Here is a 256-nt window from a genome sequence, read left to right as displayed (position 1 = left end):
CAAGCAGGTGGAAGTGATTACCTCGACCGGGGCGCGCGTGCCGATGGCGGCGTTTGCGCGTTTCGAGAACGCCAACGCGCCGCTCAGCGTGCAGCACCAGGGGCTGTTCGTGGCGGACACGGTGTCGTTCAGCCTGGCGCCCGGCGTGTCGCTGGGGCAGGCCACGGCGGCCATCGATGCGGCGGTGGCGCGCATCGGCCTGCCGTCGGACCAGATCCAGGCGGGATTCCAGGGCACGGCGGCCGCGTTGCAGCAG

At 71.5% G+C, this 256-nt stretch carries 1 protein-coding gene; it reads left to right on the top strand.

Annotation, left to right across the window (positions count from 1 at the left end):
- On the top strand, positions 1 to 256 hold a 256-nt coding region (locus SB751_RS32800; RefSeq protein ID WP_410749353.1), incomplete at both ends, for an efflux RND transporter permease subunit.

This window comes from Cupriavidus sp. SIMBA_020, assembly GCF_046535395.1.
GTDB classification, from domain to species: domain Bacteria; phylum Pseudomonadota; class Gammaproteobacteria; order Burkholderiales; family Burkholderiaceae; genus Cupriavidus; species Cupriavidus campinensis.
This window is presented reverse-complemented; position numbering and strand designations above follow the sequence as displayed.